This is a genomic window from Bradyrhizobium sp. cir1, assembly GCF_014198245.1.
In the GTDB taxonomy this organism is placed as follows: domain Bacteria; phylum Pseudomonadota; class Alphaproteobacteria; order Rhizobiales; family Xanthobacteraceae; genus Bradyrhizobium.
In genome coordinates this window covers 171,467-189,650 of record NZ_JACIHE010000016.1, presented here as the reverse complement: position 1 = coordinate 189,650, position 18,184 = coordinate 171,467, and the positions used below count along the sequence as shown (strand labels likewise).

Annotated in this window: 16 protein-coding genes; 8 read left to right on the top strand and 8 right to left on the bottom strand. The window is 64.9% G+C overall.

Annotation, left to right across the window (positions count from 1 at the left end):
* Positions 1-113: 113 nt before the first annotated feature.
* The 3 genes from GGD63_RS27975 to GGD63_RS27965 all read right to left on the bottom strand — a co-directional run bounded on the left by GGD63_RS27975 (position 114) and on the right by GGD63_RS27965 (position 2,764).
* Positions 114-587, bottom strand: a complete 474-nt coding sequence (locus tag GGD63_RS27975; RefSeq protein WP_183246630.1) for a GNAT family N-acetyltransferase — start codon at positions 585-587, stop codon at positions 114-116.
* 82 nt (positions 588-669) lie between these two features.
* On the bottom strand, positions 670-1,179 hold the full coding sequence (locus tag GGD63_RS27970) for a hypothetical protein (RefSeq protein ID WP_183246628.1): 510 nt from the start codon (positions 1,177-1,179) through the stop codon (positions 670-672).
* A 37-nt stretch (positions 1,180-1,216) separates the two neighbouring features.
* The gene (locus GGD63_RS27965; RefSeq protein WP_183246626.1) at positions 1,217-2,764 is read right to left on the bottom strand and encodes an acetolactate synthase large subunit; all 1,548 of its coding nucleotides are present in this window, start codon (positions 2,762-2,764) and stop codon (positions 1,217-1,219) included.
* A 258-nt stretch (positions 2,765-3,022) separates the two neighbouring features.
* Here GGD63_RS27965 and GGD63_RS27960 point away from each other — a divergent pair, with 258 nt between their 5' ends.
* Both GGD63_RS27960 and GGD63_RS27955 read left to right on the top strand, forming a co-directional pair.
* Positions 3,023-3,601, top strand: coding sequence for a L,D-transpeptidase (locus GGD63_RS27960; protein WP_183246625.1), 579 nt, complete (start codon positions 3,023-3,025; stop codon positions 3,599-3,601).
* An 80-nt stretch (positions 3,602-3,681) separates the two neighbouring features.
* The gene (locus GGD63_RS27955) at positions 3,682-4,497 is read left to right on the top strand and encodes a DUF2927 domain-containing protein (RefSeq protein ID WP_183246623.1); all 816 of its coding nucleotides are present in this window, start codon (positions 3,682-3,684) and stop codon (positions 4,495-4,497) included.
* 149 nt (positions 4,498-4,646) lie between these two features.
* On the opposite strand, the gene GGD63_RS27950 is transcribed toward GGD63_RS27955, so the two are convergent.
* On the bottom strand, positions 4,647-5,453 hold the full coding sequence (locus GGD63_RS27950) for a class I SAM-dependent methyltransferase (protein WP_183246621.1): 807 nt from the start codon (positions 5,451-5,453) through the stop codon (positions 4,647-4,649).
* A 93-nt stretch (positions 5,454-5,546) separates the two neighbouring features.
* Positions 5,547-6,674, bottom strand: a complete 1,128-nt coding sequence (locus GGD63_RS27945; RefSeq protein ID WP_183246619.1) for a threonine synthase — start codon at positions 6,672-6,674, stop codon at positions 5,547-5,549.
* A gap of 388 nt (positions 6,675-7,062) precedes the next feature.
* On the opposite strand from GGD63_RS27945, the gene GGD63_RS27940 reads away from it, so the two are divergent.
* The 3 genes from GGD63_RS27940 (at position 7,063) to upp (ending at position 10,394) form a co-directional block, all read left to right on the top strand.
* Positions 7,063-8,319, top strand: coding sequence for a GTP cyclohydrolase II (locus GGD63_RS27940; protein ID WP_183246617.1), 1,257 nt, complete (start codon positions 7,063-7,065; stop codon positions 8,317-8,319).
* Between the two features lie 5 nt (positions 8,320-8,324).
* Positions 8,325-9,563: a URC4/urg3 family protein gene (locus tag GGD63_RS27935; RefSeq protein ID WP_183246615.1), complete on the top strand. Its 1,239-nt coding sequence runs from the start codon at positions 8,325-8,327 to the stop codon at positions 9,561-9,563.
* Positions 9,564-9,764: 201 nt separating this feature from the next.
* Positions 9,765-10,394 carry a uracil phosphoribosyltransferase gene (upp, locus tag GGD63_RS27930; protein ID WP_018643697.1) on the top strand — a complete coding sequence of 210 codons (630 nt, stop codon included), beginning with the start codon at positions 9,765-9,767 and terminating at the stop codon, positions 10,392-10,394.
* Here the strand turns inward: upp and GGD63_RS27925 are convergent, their stop codons facing one another.
* On the bottom strand, positions 10,395-11,507 hold the full coding sequence (locus GGD63_RS27925) for a M48 family metallopeptidase (protein ID WP_183246613.1): 1,113 nt from the start codon (positions 11,505-11,507) through the stop codon (positions 10,395-10,397).
* Between the two features lie 3 nt (positions 11,508-11,510).
* Positions 11,511-12,665: a YjgN family protein gene (locus tag GGD63_RS27920; RefSeq protein ID WP_409334099.1), complete on the bottom strand. Its 1,155-nt coding sequence runs from the start codon at positions 12,663-12,665 to the stop codon at positions 11,511-11,513.
* Between the two features lie 294 nt (positions 12,666-12,959).
* On the opposite strand from GGD63_RS27920, the gene GGD63_RS27915 reads away from it, so the two are divergent.
* Positions 12,960-14,225: a cytochrome P450 gene (locus GGD63_RS27915; protein WP_183246611.1), complete on the top strand. Its 1,266-nt coding sequence runs from the start codon at positions 12,960-12,962 to the stop codon at positions 14,223-14,225.
* Between the two features lie 177 nt (positions 14,226-14,402).
* A complete protein-coding gene (locus tag GGD63_RS27910; RefSeq protein ID WP_183246609.1) occupies positions 14,403-15,677 on the top strand; it encodes a cytochrome P450 in 1,275 nt (424 codons plus the stop codon).
* Positions 15,678-15,960: 283 nt separating this feature from the next.
* Here the strand turns inward: GGD63_RS27910 and GGD63_RS27905 are convergent, their stop codons facing one another.
* Positions 15,961-16,881, bottom strand: coding sequence for a LysR substrate-binding domain-containing protein (locus GGD63_RS27905; protein ID WP_183246607.1), 921 nt, complete (start codon positions 16,879-16,881; stop codon positions 15,961-15,963).
* A 125-nt stretch (positions 16,882-17,006) separates the two neighbouring features.
* Here GGD63_RS27905 and GGD63_RS27900 point away from each other — a divergent pair, with 125 nt between their 5' ends.
* Positions 17,007-18,176: an acyl-CoA dehydrogenase family protein gene (locus GGD63_RS27900; RefSeq protein ID WP_183246605.1), complete on the top strand. Its 1,170-nt coding sequence runs from the start codon at positions 17,007-17,009 to the stop codon at positions 18,174-18,176.
* Positions 18,177-18,184 lie beyond the last annotated feature (8 nt).

Genomic DNA, 18,184 nt, shown 5'->3' with positions numbered 1-18,184 from the left:
GGCGCTGCGCTAGCGCAGCGCCGCAGCGGACCGAACCATGAACGACTGTCACCTATCGATCCGGTCTATTGTGTTACCCATCCATCCGCTGGACAGAGGTCAATGGACGTGTGCTAGATGGTGAGAACCTTGGTCATGCACCAGAACGGGACATCGACTTGCCCGTGCTCACCGGCAACCTGCTCCATCATGTTCGCTTTGTGATGCCAGCCCATTCTCTCGTAGAAGCGGCGCGCACGTTCATTGCCAACGACACAGTGCAGTTCTGCTTCGGCAATGCCTTCCTTGGCCATCTCAATTTCAGTGGCTGTCAGCAGACTTGACGCGACGCGCGTCCCTCGATGTGGCATCGCTACAAAAAGTTGACCCAAAAGCTGGCCTCTCCACGCCGAAAACGCCACGATCTCTTCGTTCAGTTCTATTAGCAAAGTTGAATGCAAAAGTGCCGTCATCCTTTCTATGAAGAATTCCATGGACCGACGGACAATTTCTGCGTGGGGCATGAAGGGAGCGTGGGTCTCGTGCCAAACCGCGTAATATAGAGCAGCCACCCGAGAGATATCTGACACGTGGGCACGACGGATCATCGCGCTTTCTCCAATTGGAGTCGCATAGCGTCCAGGTCGGACATGCCGGCTCGACGAACGATATCCGTCGTGGTGACCCCCGTCACCCGAGACCACTCTCCGCAAGGCGCGCCGCGAACCAGAGCGACAGGGGCTCGTCGACGAGGCCGCTGACATAGACTTCCGACATCGTCACATGCTGCTTGTCCAGCACCAGCAGCACGCCGATCCAGTAGGGAAACCAGACATGCACGTCGGTGAGCGCCCTCAGCTTGTGCTGGTCGTGCTCCAGCGGCGTGTGATTGCTCGCCTTGCGGATCTCCACCGTGAGCAGGTTGTTCGGAATCTCGCGCTGATGCACGGCGACGTCGGGGTAGATCGACTTTCCCAGATGATCGTCCGTCGAGATGATGGTGCCGTGCGGCAGATGCAGCGTGCGCTCGCCGAGCCGGTCGTAATTGCAGTCGACGGCCCAGCCTGAAAACTGGCGCTCCAGATAGACGGCGAAGCGGTGCGTGATCGCGCGCTCTCCGATGTCCTTCTCGAACAGGAATCCTTCGTGGGCGTAGAAGTCCCGGAGCGCTGCGATCACCTTGTTCAGCTCGGTCTGCATCGTGCCTCCCGACCTTCGGCGCCCTGGATGCTTCGCCCTACATCTGGACTTCGATCAGCCGCGGGCCGGGCTCGGCGACGGCCTCCGCCAGCGCCTTGTTGAGCTCGTCGGCATTGGTGACGGCGCGGCCGGGCACGCCCATGCCCTTGGCCAGCGCCACGAAATCGAGCGTCGGTCGATCCAGGCGCAGCATGTCGTTGGCGCGCTGGCCGGGCTCGCCGGCGCCGACATTGTCGAACTCGCCGCGCAGAATCTGGTAGATGCGGTTGGCGAACACGATGGTGACGATGTCGAGGTTCTCGCGCGCCTGGGTCCACAGCGACTGGATCGTGTACATCGCGCTGCCGTCACCGACCATGGTGATGACCTTGCGGTCCGGGCAGGCGATCGCCGCGCCGATCGAGAGCGGCGTCGAGAAGCCGATCGAGCCGCCCATGTTCTGCAGCCAGTCGTGCGGAGCCGCCGCCGCGGTCGGCGGGAAGAAGCCGCGGCCGGTGGTGAGGGATTCGTCGACCATGATCGCGTTCTCGGGGATAGCACAGGCAATCGCCTGCGCGATCGAGGCGAAGGTGAGCGCGCCGGTCGGCTTGACCAGCTCAGCCAAGGCCTGCGGCTTGACGTCCTTGGCGCTGGCCTTCACGGCACCGGCCAGCGCCTCGAGCGCTGCGACGGAATTCTCGCCCCAGGAGGTCATGCGATGCACCTCGCAGCCCTCGGGCTTGAGCATGCTCGGCTTGTTCGGATAGGCGAAGAACGCCACCGGATCGTCGGACTCAACCAGCACGATGTGACGGAATTTTGCCAGCATCGGCAGCGCGTTCTCGATCACGTAGTGGATGCGGTCGATCGAGAAGCGGCCGCGGCCGCGCGCCATCTTCGGACGGAAGGTCGGGCCCATCACGGTGCAGCCGGTCTTGCCCGCGATGCGCTCGGCCAGCGCCAGGCCCTGCTCGCTGAGGGCGCTGCCAGTCATCAACAGCAGCGTGCCCTCGCCGTCACCATGCAGGATCTTGGCGGCCTTCTCGACCGCCTGCGGCGAATAGCTGGCGCGCTGCTGCTCGGCCGGCACCTCGGCGATGCCGTCGGCCTCGTTCCAGGCGGTGTCGGCGGGCAGGATCAGGGTCGCGATCTGCGGCGGCGCGCTTTTGGCAGCGGCAATTGCCGCGGCGCCGTCGGCGGCGACCGATCTGGAGTTCGGCGAGGTCCGGACCCAGGACGACATCGGCCGGGCCAGCCCCTCGATGTCGGAGGTCAGCGGCGCGTTGTAGTCGATGTGGTAGACGGCGTGCTGGCCGACGATGTTGACGATGCCGGAATTGGCCTTCTTGGCGTTGTGCAGATTGGCAAGGCCGTTGGCGAGGCCGGGGCCGAGATGCAGCAGGGTCGAGGCCGGCGTGCCCTTCATGCGGAAATAGCCGTCGGCCGCGCCCGTCACCACGCCTTCGAACAGGCCGAGCACGCAGCGCATGCCGGGCACGCGGTCGAGCGCTGCGACAAAATGCATCTCGGAGGTGCCGGGGTTGGTGAAGCAGACGTCGACCCCACCCTTGACCATCGTCCGCACCAGGCTTTCCGCACCGTTCATTCTTTTTGCTCCCGCAACCGGCGATTTCGATTGATCCGTCCGATCAATCATTGTTCGCAGGCCGCGTCAAAGCAATAGGGGGCATCGCGGCCCTGCCCCGCGCTTGTTTGGCTAACGTTTTCCGGCAAACTGGCGGCGTTGCCGATTTGGTAACGCCATTCGTTAAGCATGGCCTGCCTCACGGGGGCGTGGCTTGCGGAAAGCCCGCAAATATGGCCTGTGACCTCAGTTGAATCGAATTTTTTTCCGGGGGAAACAATGATCCGGTTTTTTGCCGCGCCGATTGCCGCCATCGCACTCTTGACCGCCACGGCCGGCGGCGCGCTCGCCGAGGAGTTCGACTCGCGCGACATCATGGGCGGTGGCCCGAACTTCTTCCGCGGCGGCTCGAGCCCGATCCCCCGCACCACCGTCATGTACAACGGCAGTTACGCCCCCGGCACGGTCGTGGTGAACACGTCCGAGCGGCGGCTCTACCTGGTGCTGCAGAACGGCCAGGCGCTGCGCTACGGTATCGGCGTCGGCCGTGACGGCTTCCGCTGGGGCGGGGTGCACAGGATCACCGCCAAGAAGGAATGGCCGGACTGGACGCCGCCGTCGCAGATGCTGGCCCGCCGGCACGACCTGCCGCGCCACATGAAGGGCGGCATCGAGAATCCGCTCGGCGCCCGCGCCATGTATCTCGGCTCGACGCTCTACCGCATCCACGGCTCCAACGAGCCGGAGACGATCGGCCAGGCGGTCTCCTCGGGCTGCTTCCGCATGACCAATGACGACGTTACCGACCTCTACAGCCGCGTCTCGGTCGGCACCACCGTGGTGGTGCTGAACAACTGACCGGCCACAGCAGGAACCCGCAGGGCGCGTGAATTTGCGCTCTTGTGTGCGCGACGCGAATACGGCAGCGTTGCACAACGATGAGCGCATTGGACCTGCCCTCGGCTGCCCTTCGCATCGCCCTGCTGGCGCTCGCAACCCTCACCTGCGTGCCTGACACCGCTACCATGGCCGCCGCGGGCGAGCTGCCCGCGATCGCCTCGCGCCAGCGCGCCGAGAGGAAAAGCTTTTCCGACAACGAGATCGTCGAGGGTTTTCTCAAGACCGCGTTCGGCGCCGAATATCACCTCGCCGGCCGCGTCGACCGCATCCGCAAGTTCGACGGGCCGGTGCGCGTGTTCGCCGACGGCGACCGGGCCGACCGCAAGGGCCAGCTCGCAAAAGTCGTCGCCGACATCGGCAAGCGCGTGCAGCATCTCGACATCACCATGATCGACAGCAGCGAGGCGGCGAATGTGCGGGTCAAGCTGGTAAGGGACCGCGATCTGTTCCGCACCCTCACCAGCTTCTACGGCCTGGAGAAAGCGCGCGAGATCCGCACCTCGCTCGACCCGCAATGCCTGTCCGGCTTCCGCAAGAACGACAATTTCGAGATCGAGCATTCCGACGTCATCCTCACCGTCGACAACGGCGACTTCACCTTCCTCGACTGCGCCTATGAGGAGCTGTTGCAATCGCTCGGGCCCATCAACGACACCACCAGCGTGCCCTGGACCATGTTCAACGACAACGTCTCGATGGGCTATTTCGACGTCTACGACCAGTACATCCTCAACCTGCTCTACGACCCCCGCATCAAGGCGGGCATGACGGTTCAGGAGGTCAAGGCCGTGCTGCCGCAAGTGCTCGCGGATGTGCGCAGCTGGGTGAAGCGGGTGAATGATCTGAAGGAGTGAGGTGCACTGCCCTCCCCTTGCGGAGGAGGGCAATCGCATATGGGAGCGATTTCCCTGTGGCCATCCTTCGAGACGCCCGCCGTAGGCGGGCCCTCAGGATGAGGATCAAGGAGGGTAGGCAAGACCTCGCGTTCACCCTCGATCGCGCCTCACGCCTTCCTGGCCTTCGACATCAGGAACTGCTGGCGCATCACGTTCTGGCTGGGGTCGAAATATTCCGAGATCAGCGCCTCGAACTCGGCGCGGAAGCTTTCGAGCTTGTCAGGCTCGTCCTTGTACTGGGCGACGAGCTTGATCAAAGGCCCGATCGTCGCTTCCATGGTGCGGCGGAAATGCTGCGGGCTGAGTGTGGACGGCGTCATCATGTCCATCTCGAAAGAGAGATCGTTCGTCTTCCCCGCGAGACGCTCGGCCACGATCTTCGGATCGCCCCACAACACCGGTGATACGACGCCCTCGGGCGGCGGCAGATGGCGGCCGACCAGCGCGAACATCCGGCCGACATAGAGATGCGGCGGCCAGGTGGAGAAGGCGATGGTGCCGCCGGGCTTCAGCACGCGCAGCATCTCGCCGATGACAACGTCCGGGCGCGGCGCGAACATGTGGCCGAACTGGCTGAGCACCACGTCGAACTCGTTGTCGCCATAGGGCAGGCTTTCGGCGTCGCCGTCGGCGAAGTCAACATTGAGCTTTGCCAGTTGCGCGTGCTCGCGGGCGCGCTCGATCAGAACCGGCGAGAGGTCGAGACCCCTGACCTTTGCACCGCGCCGTGCCGCCGTGATCGCGACAACGCCGGTGCCGCATCCGACGTCGAGCAGCTTTTGGCCGGCGGCGACGCCGGCAAAACCGACCAGCTTGGCCGCGGCCGGAGTCGTGAAAACCTCCATCGGCGTGAACAGCGACCAGGCTTCCTTCTGGATGGCCTTGAAACCTGCAAACGGATCCTGCGCGGTCATGGAACTCTCCCTTTGCGCGAGCTCGATCTTCATGAGGCTGGCGACGGACACCGAAGGTTCAACGCGTTCGCGTGGCTCCGCGGCACAAGGGCCCTACTGCACGAGATCGGCGACAGTGGTCGCAGCCTTCAGCCCGGTGCCGGTGAGGACCGCGACCGTGGTCTCGTTTGCCTTGATCGATCCAGCCGCGGACAGTTTGTCCAGCGCGGCCGCCGCGCTGGCGCTGGTGGGCTCGGCGAACAGGCCCTGCCGGGCAAGACGGCGCAGCGCCGCGACGATCTCGTCCTCGGTGAGCGCGACGGTGCCGCCGCCGCTCTCGCGCAAGGCGGCGATGATCTCGCGCAGGCGCAGGGGGTTCTTGATCGCGGTGCCTTCGGCAATGGTCTTGTGCACCTCGCGCGCGACGGGCGTGTCGACGCCGGCCTTGAAGCTCGCATCGATCGGCGAGCAGTTCTGCGGCTGCGCTGCGAACAGGCGCGGCAGCTTCGAGATCTGCCCGGCTTTCAGGAGCTCGCGGAAGCCGAAGGCGCATCCCAAGAGGCTGCTGCCGGCGCCGACGGGGACGATGACGTTGTCGGGGGCGCGGAAGCCGAGATTCTCCCAGATTTCATAGGCGAGCGATTTGGTGCCTTCGAGGAAGAAGGGCTGCCAATTGTGGCTGGCATAAAAAGTCTGGCTCGACTGGCGGATGGCCTCGGCTTCCGATTCCTCGCGCGGGCCTTCGACCAGTTGCACCGTCGCGCCGTAAGCGCGCACCTGCGCGATCTTGGCCGGCGAGGTCGAGGCGGGCGCCAGGATCTTCACGCGCAAGCCGCCGGCGGCACCGAGCCCGGCCATCGACGAGCCGCCATTGCCGGACGAGTCCTCCAGAATGGCTGAGATGCCGATCTGCCGCAGGAAGGACAGCATCACGGAGGAGCCGCGGTCCTTGAAGCTGCCGGTCGGGTTGAACCATTCGAGCTTGAACAACGGGCGCAGCTCGCCCCAATTCTGCTGGACCAGCGGCGTGCAGCCTTCGCCGAGTGAGATCGGCTTTGCGATCTCGACCGGCAGCGCCGCCCGGTAGCGCCACAGCGACCGCGCGCGTCTATCGATGTCCTCGCGCGAGATCCCCGCCCCCGGCGTCACCAGCAGCGGCGTCCGCTCGTCCGAGCACCAGCGCGGCTGGTCGAGGGGATAGAGCTTTCCGTTACGGGGATCGATGTAGCTGGCGGCAGGCATGGCAGTCTCCGGGGGCAGAGCGATCCGTACGCTTTGTCCGATTATGCAGATTTGGTCCAGCCCACGGCCGCCGGTGGCGCAGCTGACATGGCGCCCTCTTGAAAACAAGAAAAGCATAACTATTTCAAAATCTTAGATTTGTCGCAACGGTTGAACGGCAAGGTCCGGCCGGCAAGTAAGGCATGGCATTCAGGCGAGCCGGGCCGGCCAGCCGATGACAGGAATTTGGCAATGATCGCCTGCTTGGTGCGGCACGATTAACTTGTCTGTCGTCGCCGGCCGCTACAATATGTTGGATTGAGCTTGCGTCGCCGGTGGTCCGCACCGGCAACGCCAGCGAGCCAGGCCCGTCCGAGCGGCGGGCCGTTGGCTTTTTGGGAGCCTGGACATGAGCCGCGCGAACCGTACCGACCACATCCGCCTGACCTCCCATCCGGAGCCGGGCAGGAAGGCCGCCTTTCCGATCCATTGGGGCGCAGCCGATGCGCGCGCCCGCGGGCCGATCATCGGCACGGTGTCGCGCACTGGAGATCGCAACGTGATCGGCAGCCATGGCGGCTCCTATGCGATGTACCGGGCGCTCGCCGTCTCCGCTGGCGCACTCGATCCGATTCGCCGCCCCGACCTCACCAACACCTTCCCCGCCGCGACCATCGGGCCATTCCCGCAATGGAGCGATCCCACCAAGATCGTCGCGCTCGATCCCTGGGGGCATCTCGTCGCCGAAAACTTCCGCCAGGAGATCGCCGAGGGCGCCGACATCCGCCCCAGCATCGCGGTGACGCGGGCGCGGCTGGACCTGCCGGAGATCCGCGAAGCGCTGGCGGCCAAGCGGCTGCGCGCCGACGGCGAGGTCGTGCACGCCAATGGCAGCGTCTCCGTGGTGAAGATCGCGATCGATCCGGTCTGGTACCTGCCCGGTCTTGCGGCACGCTTCGGCACCGGCGAGACCGAGCTGCGGCGCACGCTGTTCGAGCAGACCGCCGGCATGTTCCCGGAGCTCGTGACCCGGCCGGACATGAAGGTGTTTTTGCCGCCGATCGGCGGCACCACCGTCTATCTGTTCGGCGATGTGACAAAACTACCGGACCATCGCACCAAGATCACCTGCCGCGTGCATGACGAGTGCAACGGCTCCGACGTGTTCGGCTCCGACATCTGCACCTGCCGGCCGTACCTGATCCACGGCATCGAGGAATCCGCGCGCGGCGCGCAGGAGGGCGGGCTCGGGCTCGTGGTCTACAATCGCAAGGAGGGCCGCGCGCTCGGCGAGGTCACGAAATTTCTGGTCTACAATGCGCGCAAGCGCCAGGAGGACGGCGACGCCGCCGCGGCCTATTTCGAGCGCACCGAATGCGTCGCCGGCGTCCAGGACGCGCGCTTCCAGCAATTGATGCCGGATACCATCCACTGGCTCGGCCTCAAGCGCATCGACCGTTTCCTGTCGATGAGCGACATGAAATACGACGCGCTGACCTCGCAAGGCATCGACATCGTCGAGCGCGTGCCGATCCCGCTGGAGCTGATCCCGGCCGACGCCCATGTCGAGATCGCCGCGAAGAAGGCCGCCGGCTATTACACGACCGACATCGCGCCGGAGAAGGACGTCAACGGCGTGGTCGGTCGCTCGCTGGAAAAATACTGATCGCGATGGCGGAGGCTTCGGAATTGCAGGCACGCGCGCTGCTCACCGCAAAGGCGGTGCGCGCGCGCGCCGGGCAGATGCTCGAGCTTGGCCTCGCCGGCGGGCTCACACATTTCACGATCGATCTCGGCCGCATGGATGGCGTTGCCGATGCCGTGCTCGCGGTCACGCGAAAGGCCTATCCGACGCTGGATGTCCCCTTCCACGCGCGGTGGCGGCACTTCGTACTCGGCGGCGTCGACCGCTGGGCGCGGCTTGCGAATGCTGCATCGTGGCCCGATCGCGCGGCGCGAGCGCGCGCGGAGTTCGACCTTGCAATCGTCAGCGTGCTGCTCGACGCCGGCGCCGGCGCTGCGTGGCGATATCGCGACGCGGTGACGGGCGAAGCCATCGGCCGGTCCGAAGGGCTTGCCATTGCGAGCCTCGACATGTTCGCGAGCGGGCTGTTCTCGCACGACGCCCGTGCGCCGTTCAGGGCCGATGCGGACCTGCTGGCAAAGCTGCCCCTCGCCTCCCTCACCTCCGCCTTTCAGGTCAGCGATGCCAATCCGCTGCTCGGCCTCGAAGGACGCACCGACCTGCTGCGGCGTCTGGGCAAGCAGGTCTCGGAGCGTGCGGATGTATTCGGCATGCAGGACACGCCGCGGCCGGGCGGGTTGTTCGATCACATCACAGCGCAAGCCGTCGGCGGTACTGTCGCCGCGCCCGCGATCCTGTCGGCGGTGCTGAACCAGCTCGGCCCGATCTGGCCATCGCGGCTCGAACTCGCGGGCGTCCCGCTCGGCGATTGCTGGCGGCATCCGGCGATCAAGGCGGACGACGGAACGGCCGGTCTCGTTCCCCTGCACAAGCTGTCGCAATGGCTGAGCTACTCGCTGATCGAGCCGCTGCAGCGCGCCGGATTTGAAGTCAACGACATCGATGGCCTCACGGGGCTTGCCGAGTACCGCAATGGCGGCCTGTTCGTCGATCACGAGGTGCTGCGCCTGCGCGATGCGGCCGACGCCGAGCGTGCGCATGCGGTGGATTCCCTGCTCGTCGTGGAGTGGCGCGCGCTGACGGTTGCGCTGCTCGACCGGCTCGCCGACCTGGTTCGCGCCAAGCTCGGCCGCACGCCCGAGACATTGCCTCTCGCCAGCATTCTGGAAGGCGGCACCTGGGCCGCCGGCCGCACCATCGCCTTCGCGCGCCGCCCCGATGGTTCGCCGCCGCTCAAGGTGATCAGCGACGGCACGGTTTTCTAACCCTCTCCCCTTGCGGGAGAGGGTGGCTTCGCGAAGCGAAGCCGGGTGAGGGGTATGTCTCCGCAGGCACGTCTCTCACTGGAGTTCGCGGAGAGATACCCCTCATCCGGCGCTTCGCGCCACCTTCTCCCACAAGGGGAGAAGGAAGAAGCGCCGGCTCGTTGCATTTCAACCAAACGCGCATTTCGTTAGGAGCGTTACATGGAAGGCGTCACGATCGTCGATCATCCGCTGGTGCAGCACAAGCTGACGCTGGTGCGGGACAAATCCATCTCGACCAAGTCGTTCCGCGAGCTGATCAAGGAGATCGGCATGCTCTTGTGCTACGAGGTGACGCGCGACCTGCCGCTCGCTGACACCGTCATCGAGACGCCGCTGGCGACGATGCACTCGGCCAAGATCGCCGGCAAGAAGCTGGTGTTCGTGCCGATGCTGCGCGCCGGCACCACCTTCGTCGACGGGATGATGGACCTGGTGCCGACCGCGCGCGTCGCGCATATCGGCCTCTACCGCGAGCCGCTCAGCTTTGCCGCGGTCGAATATTTCTTCAAATCGCCGTCAGATCTCGGCGAGCGCCTCGCCATCGTGGTGACGCCTGTCGTCGCGACCGCCAACACGGCCGTCGCCGCCATCGACCGGCTGAAGGAACGCGGCGCCAGGGACATCCGCCTTGCCTGCCTGATCGCAGCGCCGGAAGGACTAGAGCGGCTGCGCGGGCTGCATCCTGATGTGCCGATCTGGACAGCGGCGGTGGACGAAGGCCTCGACGAGAACGGCTTCATCCTGCCCGGCCTCGGCGACGCCGGCGATCGCGCCTACGGGACGCGATAGCTAAACTTTCCCGCTGCCGCAGATCAGCTTCAGCGACTGCCACTCCTTGGCGGTCAGCAGCGGCGGGCCGCTGGCGGGGCGATCTTCCCTGGTCATGCGCGCGAGGCGGTCCTCGGTCAGCGGATGGCTGGCGAGGATATTCGTCAGGCCGGAGCCGCCTTCCTTGCCGGTGATGCGGAACATCAGCTCGGCCGCAGGCTTCGGCGAACGGCCGAGCTTGTGCATGATCTCGATCGCGAACGTATCCGCAGCGGTCTCGGCCTCGCGCGAATAGGAAGCTTCGACCACGCTGCGCGAGGCGAAGATCACGGCGCTCGAGCCGGTGACGTCGCCGAACAGCAGCCCGATCAGGAACGAAGTGCCGCCGTTGTAGATCAGGCCGCGCATGTTGTCGTAATGCTTGAGATGGCCGAGCTCGTGGGCGAGGATTCCGGCGATCTCGTCGGGGTTCTCCGCCTTGTCGAGCAGGCCCTTCAGCAAATAGACCTTGCCGCCGGGCAGCGCGAACGCATTCGGCACCGCGGTCGGCAGCACGCCGGCCGTCATGGAATCGTCGTCGAGGCCCGCGGCATCGCGCAGGCGGTTGACTAGTTTTGTGAAGGCGGCCTTGCCGGCGGGGTCTTCGCACACATTGCGACCGAAGATGGTTTTCACCTGAACTTCCGACGCATCGCCAATGCGTCGCTCGATTGGCTTCGGCACCAGCGGCGCGAGACGGTCGGCGGCGAGCGGCACGCCGAACAGAACGACGCAGACGATGGAGACGGCAGCCGCCATCGACCAGCCGACGATCTTGGCGATACCGCGGCGCGAGGTCTGATGCTCGTCGAGACGGGTGCAGCGGGCAATCAATTCGGCCGCGAGCGCAGCGTCGCGGATCTCGAGCCGCGCCAGGGGCGGCGCGGAGGTCGAGGCGAGACGCAGGACGCCAGCCGGACTGTCGGCGCGACGGATGTCGGCATAGGTCCAGCGCACGGGCGTTCCGTCGTCCTCAATGATCTCGAGCGCATCGCCGAGCGCCAGCGTCACCTGTCGCCTGCGGCTCGACACGCCGTCGAAGAAGATGGTCGGCTTGGCCGGCTGCGCCGGGGCCTCGGTAGACAACTCACTCACAGCTCAGAATCCCGCGACATCGAGCCCGTCGGCAAAACCTTCGCCAAGCGCGCTGGCAAGCTCGCCGCTGCCGCGCACGTCCGCGGCAGCCCCGATGTTGTGCACCGCGACGGTCTCCAGCACCTTGGCCCAGAGATCGCGCTGAAGATAGACGCGCATCACGATGTTGAGGGCAAGGGCGAGCGCGAAGTAACCGATGACCATGATCACCAGCATCGGGATGCTCTTGGCGGTATTGTCGGGCCCGAACAGCTGCTCGGCCGAGAGGCCGCTCAGCTGGACGACGAGCGCGGTGGCGCCGCCGAGATAGGCTCCGAAAATCATCGAGAGCAGCGTCCACCAGCCGATCACCTTCCAGTACAGGCCGTAGAACGCGTTGTGGGGCAATTCCGAGGACAGGCGGACTCCGCCGATGCGGATGCCGTCCAGCCACCACCGCCACTCGCGCGCCTTGAACTCGGCATAGAAGAACGGCGCGAGCGGAAAGATGATCAGCGCGATCGGGCTGAGCAGCCACAGCCACCAGCCGCGCTTGAAGAAGGTCCAGCCGTCGGCCGCGAAATCGCCGCGCAAATCGCCGTAATGGGTGTGCTGCATCTTGTAACGTTCGAGTGAAGCCTCCCGCCAGGGCAGCGCCAGGCCGAGGGTCAGGAACACCAGGAGGCCCCACGCCATGGCGCGGAACGCATAGGCCCAGCCCGATCCGTCCATCCAGAACCGCACGCCGCGCCAGACCGTTCGCGTCAGGCGATAGCGCCGCGCGCGAAAGATCGCGAACTGGCCGAAAGCGTAGAAGCTGATGAACAGCGGCGTCGAGGCAAACCCCTGCCAGCGCTCGAACTCGATGCCGATGAGGAAGTAGGCCAGATAGATCGGCACCAGGATCGCGAGCGCGAACAGGAAACCGACCAGGAGCTCCTTGCCGCGGCCGGTATATTCGGCGGCGTCGCCGTCGATCGCGGTGTTCGACCAGAGATGACGGCGGATGTCGGTGACGAGCCAGAACCGGTAGAAACCGAAGGTGACGAGCTCGAGCATGGCACCCTTGGTGACCATGTTGAGGAACCCGGACCGATTGCCACTGAAATCGACCCACGTCGGTGGCAATGGCGGCGGGACGGGTTCGGAGCCGATGGGCGTCCATTGCATATCGTTCACGGCGGCAACCTCGGGGTGCGCATCTGCTGCGGTCAAACTATAGATCAGAGATTGGTCGATCCCCAAGATGGGCGGGTTCGATTTGCCCCGATTTCGGTCGATTTCTTGCATGATTTCAGATCGGACGGCGTGCGGCAGGTCACGCTGGTGCGATCCCGTCGCCCCTCTCGCAAAGGTTGGATGTGGCAAAACTCTCCCTTGCTCCGGCGCGGACAACGGGCTGTAATTGCAAATCAAATACCGCAGCGCAGAATTCAGAAAAAGACGCGCGGAAGAACGCCAGGGAGAACGGTCATGCATGGGACCATCGAGAACGCGTCCAAGCTCGACGCACTTCGCGAGCGCGCGTCGTCATTGCCGCTGGAGCAGTTCGATCCGGGCGATCCGGAACTGTTCAGGACCGATACGTTCTGGCCCTATTTCGATCGCCTGCGCCGGGAAGATCCCGTGCACTACTGCAAGGACTCGATGTTCGGGCCGTACTGGTCGGTGACGCGTTACAACGACATCATGGAGATCGAGACCAACCATTCGGTGTTCTCCTCGGCCTCCGCGCTCGGCGGCATCACCATCCGCGACATCGACCCGGATCTGCGCCGCGAGAGCTTCATCTCGATGGACCCACCGCGCCATGCGGCGCAGCGCAAGACCGTGGCGCCGATGTTCACGCCGACGCACCTGGACAATCTCGCGCTCAACATCCGCAAGCGCTCGGCGGAGTGCCTGGACAATCTTCCCCGCGGCGAGGTGTTCGACTGGGTCGACAGCGTCTCGATCGAGCTCACCACGCAGATGCTCGCGGTGCTGTTCGACTTCCCGTGGGAGGACCGCCGCAAGCTGACGCGCTGGTCGGATATCGCCACCACCATCCCCGGCCCCGATGGCCTCGTCGCCACCGAGGACGAGCGGCAGGCCGAGCTGACGGAATGCGCGGCCTATTTTGCGCGGCTGTGGAAGGAGCGCAGCGAGCAGCCGCCGAAGAGCGACCTGCTCTCCATGATGGCGCATGGCGCCGCCACGCGCGACATGGACGCGAAGAACTTCCTCGGCAATCTCGTCCTTTTGATCGTCGGCGGCAACGACACCACGCGCAACACCATGTCGGGCTCGCTTCTCGCGCTGAGCCAACATCCGGAGCAATATCGCAAGCTGCGCGAGAACCCCGCCTTGCTCGACAGTTTCGTCCCCGAAGTGATCCGCTGGCAGACGCCGCTGGCGCATATGCGGCGCACCGCGCTCGCTGACTTCGAGTTCCGCGGCAAGCAGATCAAGAAAGGTGACAAGGTCGTGATGTGGTACGTCTCGGGCAACCGGGACGAAGAGGCGATCGAGAAACCTTACGATTTCATCATCGACCGCGCCCGGCCGCGCACGCATCTCTCCTTCGGCTTCGGCATCCACCGCTGCGTCGGCCTCAGGCTTGCTGAACTCCAGCTCAAGATTATTTGGGAGGAGATTCTGAAGCGCTTCGACCATATTGACGTGGTCGGCGAACCGAAGCGGGTCTATTCGAGTTTCGTGAAGGGACTTGAGACGTTGCCGGTGAAGATTGCGGCGTAGAAGACCCCCCCTCTCCCCGCCTGCGGGGAGAGGGTCGGGGTGAGGGGGAGTCTCCACGGGGACGGTGACAGCCGAATCGTGGAGAGTCCCCCTCACCCGGATCGCATCTAACGATGCGATCCGGCCTCTCCCCGCAAGCGGGGAGAGGCAAAGGAAGAACCAACTGGAGCCACAACCATGAACATCCAAGCGCCGGCTAAAGTGGACAAGGCCGAACGCATGCGCAGGGCGCGCGAGGAGGCCTATGCGACGCCGCTGTCGCAATTCCATCCCGGCGCGCCACGGCTGTTCCAGGACGACACGCTGTGGCCGTGGTTCGAGCGGCTGCGCAACGAAGAACCGGTGCACTACTGCACCAATGCACCGATCGAGCCCTATTGGTCGGTGGTGAAATACAATGACATCATGCATGTCGACACCAATCACGGCATCTTCTCGTCGGACTCCACGCTCGGCGGCATCTCGATCCGGGACGTGCCGGAAGGCTACGACTATCCGAGCTTCATCGCGATGGACCAGCCGCGGCACTCCGCGCAGCGCAAGACGGTGTCGCCGATGTTCACGCCGACACACCTGGACGAGCTGGCAAAGCTGATCCGCCAGCGTTCGCAGACCGTGCTGGACAATCTGCCGCGCAACGAGACCTTCAATTTCGTTGAGCGCGTCTCGATCGAGCTGACGACGCAGATGCTGGCGACCCTGTTCGACTTCCCCTGGGAGGAGCGGCGCAAGCTGACGCGCTGGTCCGACGTCTCCACCGCGTTGCCCAAGAGCGGCATCGTCGCCTCGGCCGAGGAGCGCCGCCGCGAGATGGACCAATGCTACGCCTACATGTCCAAGCTGTGGAACGAGCGGGTCAACTCCGCGCCGCGCAACGACCTGTTGTCGCTGATGGCCCATAACGACGCCACGCGCCACATGGACCCCGACAACCTCATGGGCAACATCATCCTGCTCATCGTGGGCGGCAACGACACCACGCGCAACACCATGACCGGCTCGGTGCTGGCGCTGAACGAGAACCCGGACCAGTACGACAAGCTCCGCGCCAATCCTGAAATGATCGACTCCATGGTGCCGGAGGTGATCCGCTGGCAGACGCCGCTGGCGCATATGCGGCGCACCGCGCTAGAGGATACCGAGATCGGCGGCAGGCAGATCAAGAAGGGCGACCGCGTCGTTATGTGGTATGTCTCCGGCAACCGCGACGAGGAGATGTTCGAGCAGCCGAACGATTTCATCATCGACCGCCCGCGCCCGCGCACGCATCTCTCCTTCGGCTTCGGCATCCACCGCTGCGTCGGCATGCGCCTCGCCGAACTGCAGCTGCGCATCGTCTGGGAGGAGATGCTGAAGCGGTTCGACCGCATCGAGGTGGTCGGCGACCCCAAGCGGATCTATTCGAGCTTCATCAAGGGGTATGAGTCGCTGCCGGTGAGGATTCCGGGGTAAGCTCGTTCTGTGGAGTGCCCTGAGCCAAGGCGCCTCTCCAAACTCCGCTGTCATGCCCCGCGAAGGCGGGGCATCCAGTACGCCGCGGCTTCTCGGTTCTAGCCGTGCGGCCTCTGGAATACTGGATTGCCCGCCTTCGCGGGCAATGACACCGAGGGTGGGGCTGGGAGCACGCCCCTAACGCTCCGCTATCACACCTTCCCAGCTATAAAATTCTGGCATGACAGGTCGCGCCAGATGCGAAGGCAACGCGGCGCGCAGCTGTTCTACCACACAAGGGCATTTAACTCAGCCTGATGTCCCACACGCCTTCCTTGCGGCAGGCGGCGACTTCCTCGCGCAGGAGCGCGGTGACGGCCAGCGACGCCGTCGAGGCCGGGCGGTCGATTGGAGAGGCGAAAATGAGCTCGCGCGTCATCGGCTTCGACACGGCGGTGGTTTCCAGCCGCCCCTCCGCGACCTCGCCATGGACCGACGAGGGCGGCAGCAGCGCAAAGCCGAGCCCTTCCTCGACGAGGCTCGTTAGCACCCGGAACGAATCCGCTTCCAGCTGGACGTCGAGCTTGATCTTGCGCTGGGCGGCGGCGTGCTCGATCAGCGCGCGGAGGCCATGGGAATGACTGGGCAGCACCAGGCGTTGCCGGAGCAGCCAGCCGATGTCGACGCTCTTCTTGCGCGCAAGGCCGCAGCCGTCCGGGCCGACCGCGACGATGTTGTCGCGACCGAGACTCTGCACGTTGAGATGCAGATCCGCCGAGCGGCCGTAGAGGATGGCGAGATCCATCTCGCCGCGATGCAGCCATTCGACCAGATGGCCGCTGTAGCTCTCGACGATGCGCAGCGAGATGCCGGGAAACTTTTCGACGCAGCGCCGCGCAAAGCGCGCCGACAATACACAGCTCACCGTTGGAACCAGGCCAAGCACGACCTGGCCCGACGGCGGCCCCTTGGCCGACTGGATGTCGTCGCGGATCTGGTCGATCTGCCGCACGATGCCGGAGGTGCGCGCGAGCAGGAGCCGGCCGGCATCGGTCAGCACCATGCCGCGGCCATTGCGGGTGAACAGCTCGGTGCGCAGCTCGTGTTCCAGCAGCTTGATCTGCCTGGAGAGCGCCGGCTGCGCCACGCGCAACGTGTCGGAGGCCTTGGACAGGCTCCCGAGCTCCGCCACGCAACTGAAGGTCCTGAGCTGCCGGAAATCCATGCTTGCCAATCCTGGAAGGCTACTCCATACGCTATAACAAATGAGCATAGGGGGCGGGCGTTGTTTTCACAACGCCTGAGGATCGGCCGGCGTTATCTTAACTGCCGCTAGATACGGGAAACGCCATGAGTGAAGACCACCACACCGAAGATCACGCCGACATCCGCGAAGCCGTCGCAAAGCTCTGCGCGCAGTTTCCCGGCGAATACTGGCGCAAGCTCGATCGCGAGATGGCTTACCCGAAGGCTTTCGTCGATGCGCTGACCGAGGCCGGTTACCTCTCGGTGCTAATCCCGGAAGAGTATGGCGGCGCGGGGCTGAAGCTCTCGGCCGCGGCGGCGATCCTGGAAGAGATCCAGCGCGCGGGGTGCAACGGCGGCGGCTGCCACGCGCAGATGTACACGATGGGCACGGTGCTGCGGCACGGCAATGCCGAGCAGAAGGCAAAGTATCTGCCGAAGATTGCGAGCGGCGAATTGCGCCTGCAGGCCTTCGGCGTCACCGAGCCGACCAGCGGCACCGACACCTCCTCGCTGAAGACCTTTGCGCGCAAGGAAGGCAACGACAGCTATATCGTCAACGGCCAGAAGATCTGGACCAGCCGCGCCGAGCATTCGGACCTGATGGTGCTGCTGGCGCGCACCACGCCGAAGGAGCAGGCCAAGAAGCGTACCGATGGTCTGTCGGTCTTCATCGTCGACATGCGTGAGGCCAAGAACAATGGCCTCGAGATCCGCCCGATCCGCACCATGATGAACCACGCCACCACCGAAGTGTTCTTCACCGACATGAAGGTGCCGGCGGAGAATCTGATCGGCGAGGAAGGCAAGGGCTTTCGCTACATCCTCTCCGGCATGAATGCCGAGCGCATCCTGATCGCGGCCGAATGCGTCGGCGACGCCAAATGGTTCATCGCCAAGGCGACGAACTATGCCAAGGAGCGCAGCGTTTTCGGCCGTCCGATCGGCCAGAACCAGGGCATCCAGTTCCCGATCGCCAAGGCCTACGCTTCAATGCGCGCGGCCGAATTGATGGTGAAGGAGGCCACGCGCAAATACGAGGCCGGGCTCGACTGCGGCGCGGAGGCTAACATGGCCAAGATGCTGGCGGCGGACGCGTCCTGGGAAGCGGCGAATGCCTGCATCCAGACCCATGGCGGCTTCGGCTTCGCCGAGGAATACGACGTCGAGCGCAAATTCCGCGAGACGCGGCTCTATCAGGTGGCGCCGATCTCGACCAACCTCGTGCTGTCCTACGTTGCCGAGCATGTGCTCGGCATGCCGCGCTCGTACTGAGGCAACAA

Coding starts and splice junctions, on each gene's coding strand:
- GGD63_RS27975 (WP_183246630.1), bottom strand. CDS start 587: ATGATCCGTCGTGCCCACGTGTCAGATATCTCTCGGGTGGCTGCTCTA.
- GGD63_RS27970 (WP_183246628.1), bottom strand. CDS start 1,179: ATGCAGACCGAGCTGAACAAGGTGATCGCAGCGCTCCGGGACTTCTAC.
- GGD63_RS27965 (WP_183246626.1), bottom strand. CDS start 2,764: ATGAACGGTGCGGAAAGCCTGGTGCGGACGATGGTCAAGGGTGGGGTC.
- GGD63_RS27960 (WP_183246625.1), top strand. CDS start 3,023: ATGATCCGGTTTTTTGCCGCGCCGATTGCCGCCATCGCACTCTTGACC.
- GGD63_RS27955 (WP_183246623.1), top strand. CDS start 3,682: ATGAGCGCATTGGACCTGCCCTCGGCTGCCCTTCGCATCGCCCTGCTG.
- GGD63_RS27950 (WP_183246621.1), bottom strand. CDS start 5,453: ATGACCGCGCAGGATCCGTTTGCAGGTTTCAAGGCCATCCAGAAGGAA.
- GGD63_RS27945 (WP_183246619.1), bottom strand. CDS start 6,674: ATGCCTGCCGCCAGCTACATCGATCCCCGTAACGGAAAGCTCTATCCC.
- GGD63_RS27940 (WP_183246617.1), top strand. CDS start 7,063: ATGAGCCGCGCGAACCGTACCGACCACATCCGCCTGACCTCCCATCCG.
- GGD63_RS27935 (WP_183246615.1), top strand. CDS start 8,325: ATGGCGGAGGCTTCGGAATTGCAGGCACGCGCGCTGCTCACCGCAAAG.
- upp (WP_018643697.1), top strand. CDS start 9,765: ATGGAAGGCGTCACGATCGTCGATCATCCGCTGGTGCAGCACAAGCTG.
- GGD63_RS27915 (WP_183246611.1), top strand. CDS start 12,960: ATGCATGGGACCATCGAGAACGCGTCCAAGCTCGACGCACTTCGCGAG.
- GGD63_RS27910 (WP_183246609.1), top strand. CDS start 14,403: ATGAACATCCAAGCGCCGGCTAAAGTGGACAAGGCCGAACGCATGCGC.
- GGD63_RS27905 (WP_183246607.1), bottom strand. CDS start 16,881: ATGGATTTCCGGCAGCTCAGGACCTTCAGTTGCGTGGCGGAGCTCGGG.
- GGD63_RS27900 (WP_183246605.1), top strand. CDS start 17,007: ATGAGTGAAGACCACCACACCGAAGATCACGCCGACATCCGCGAAGCC.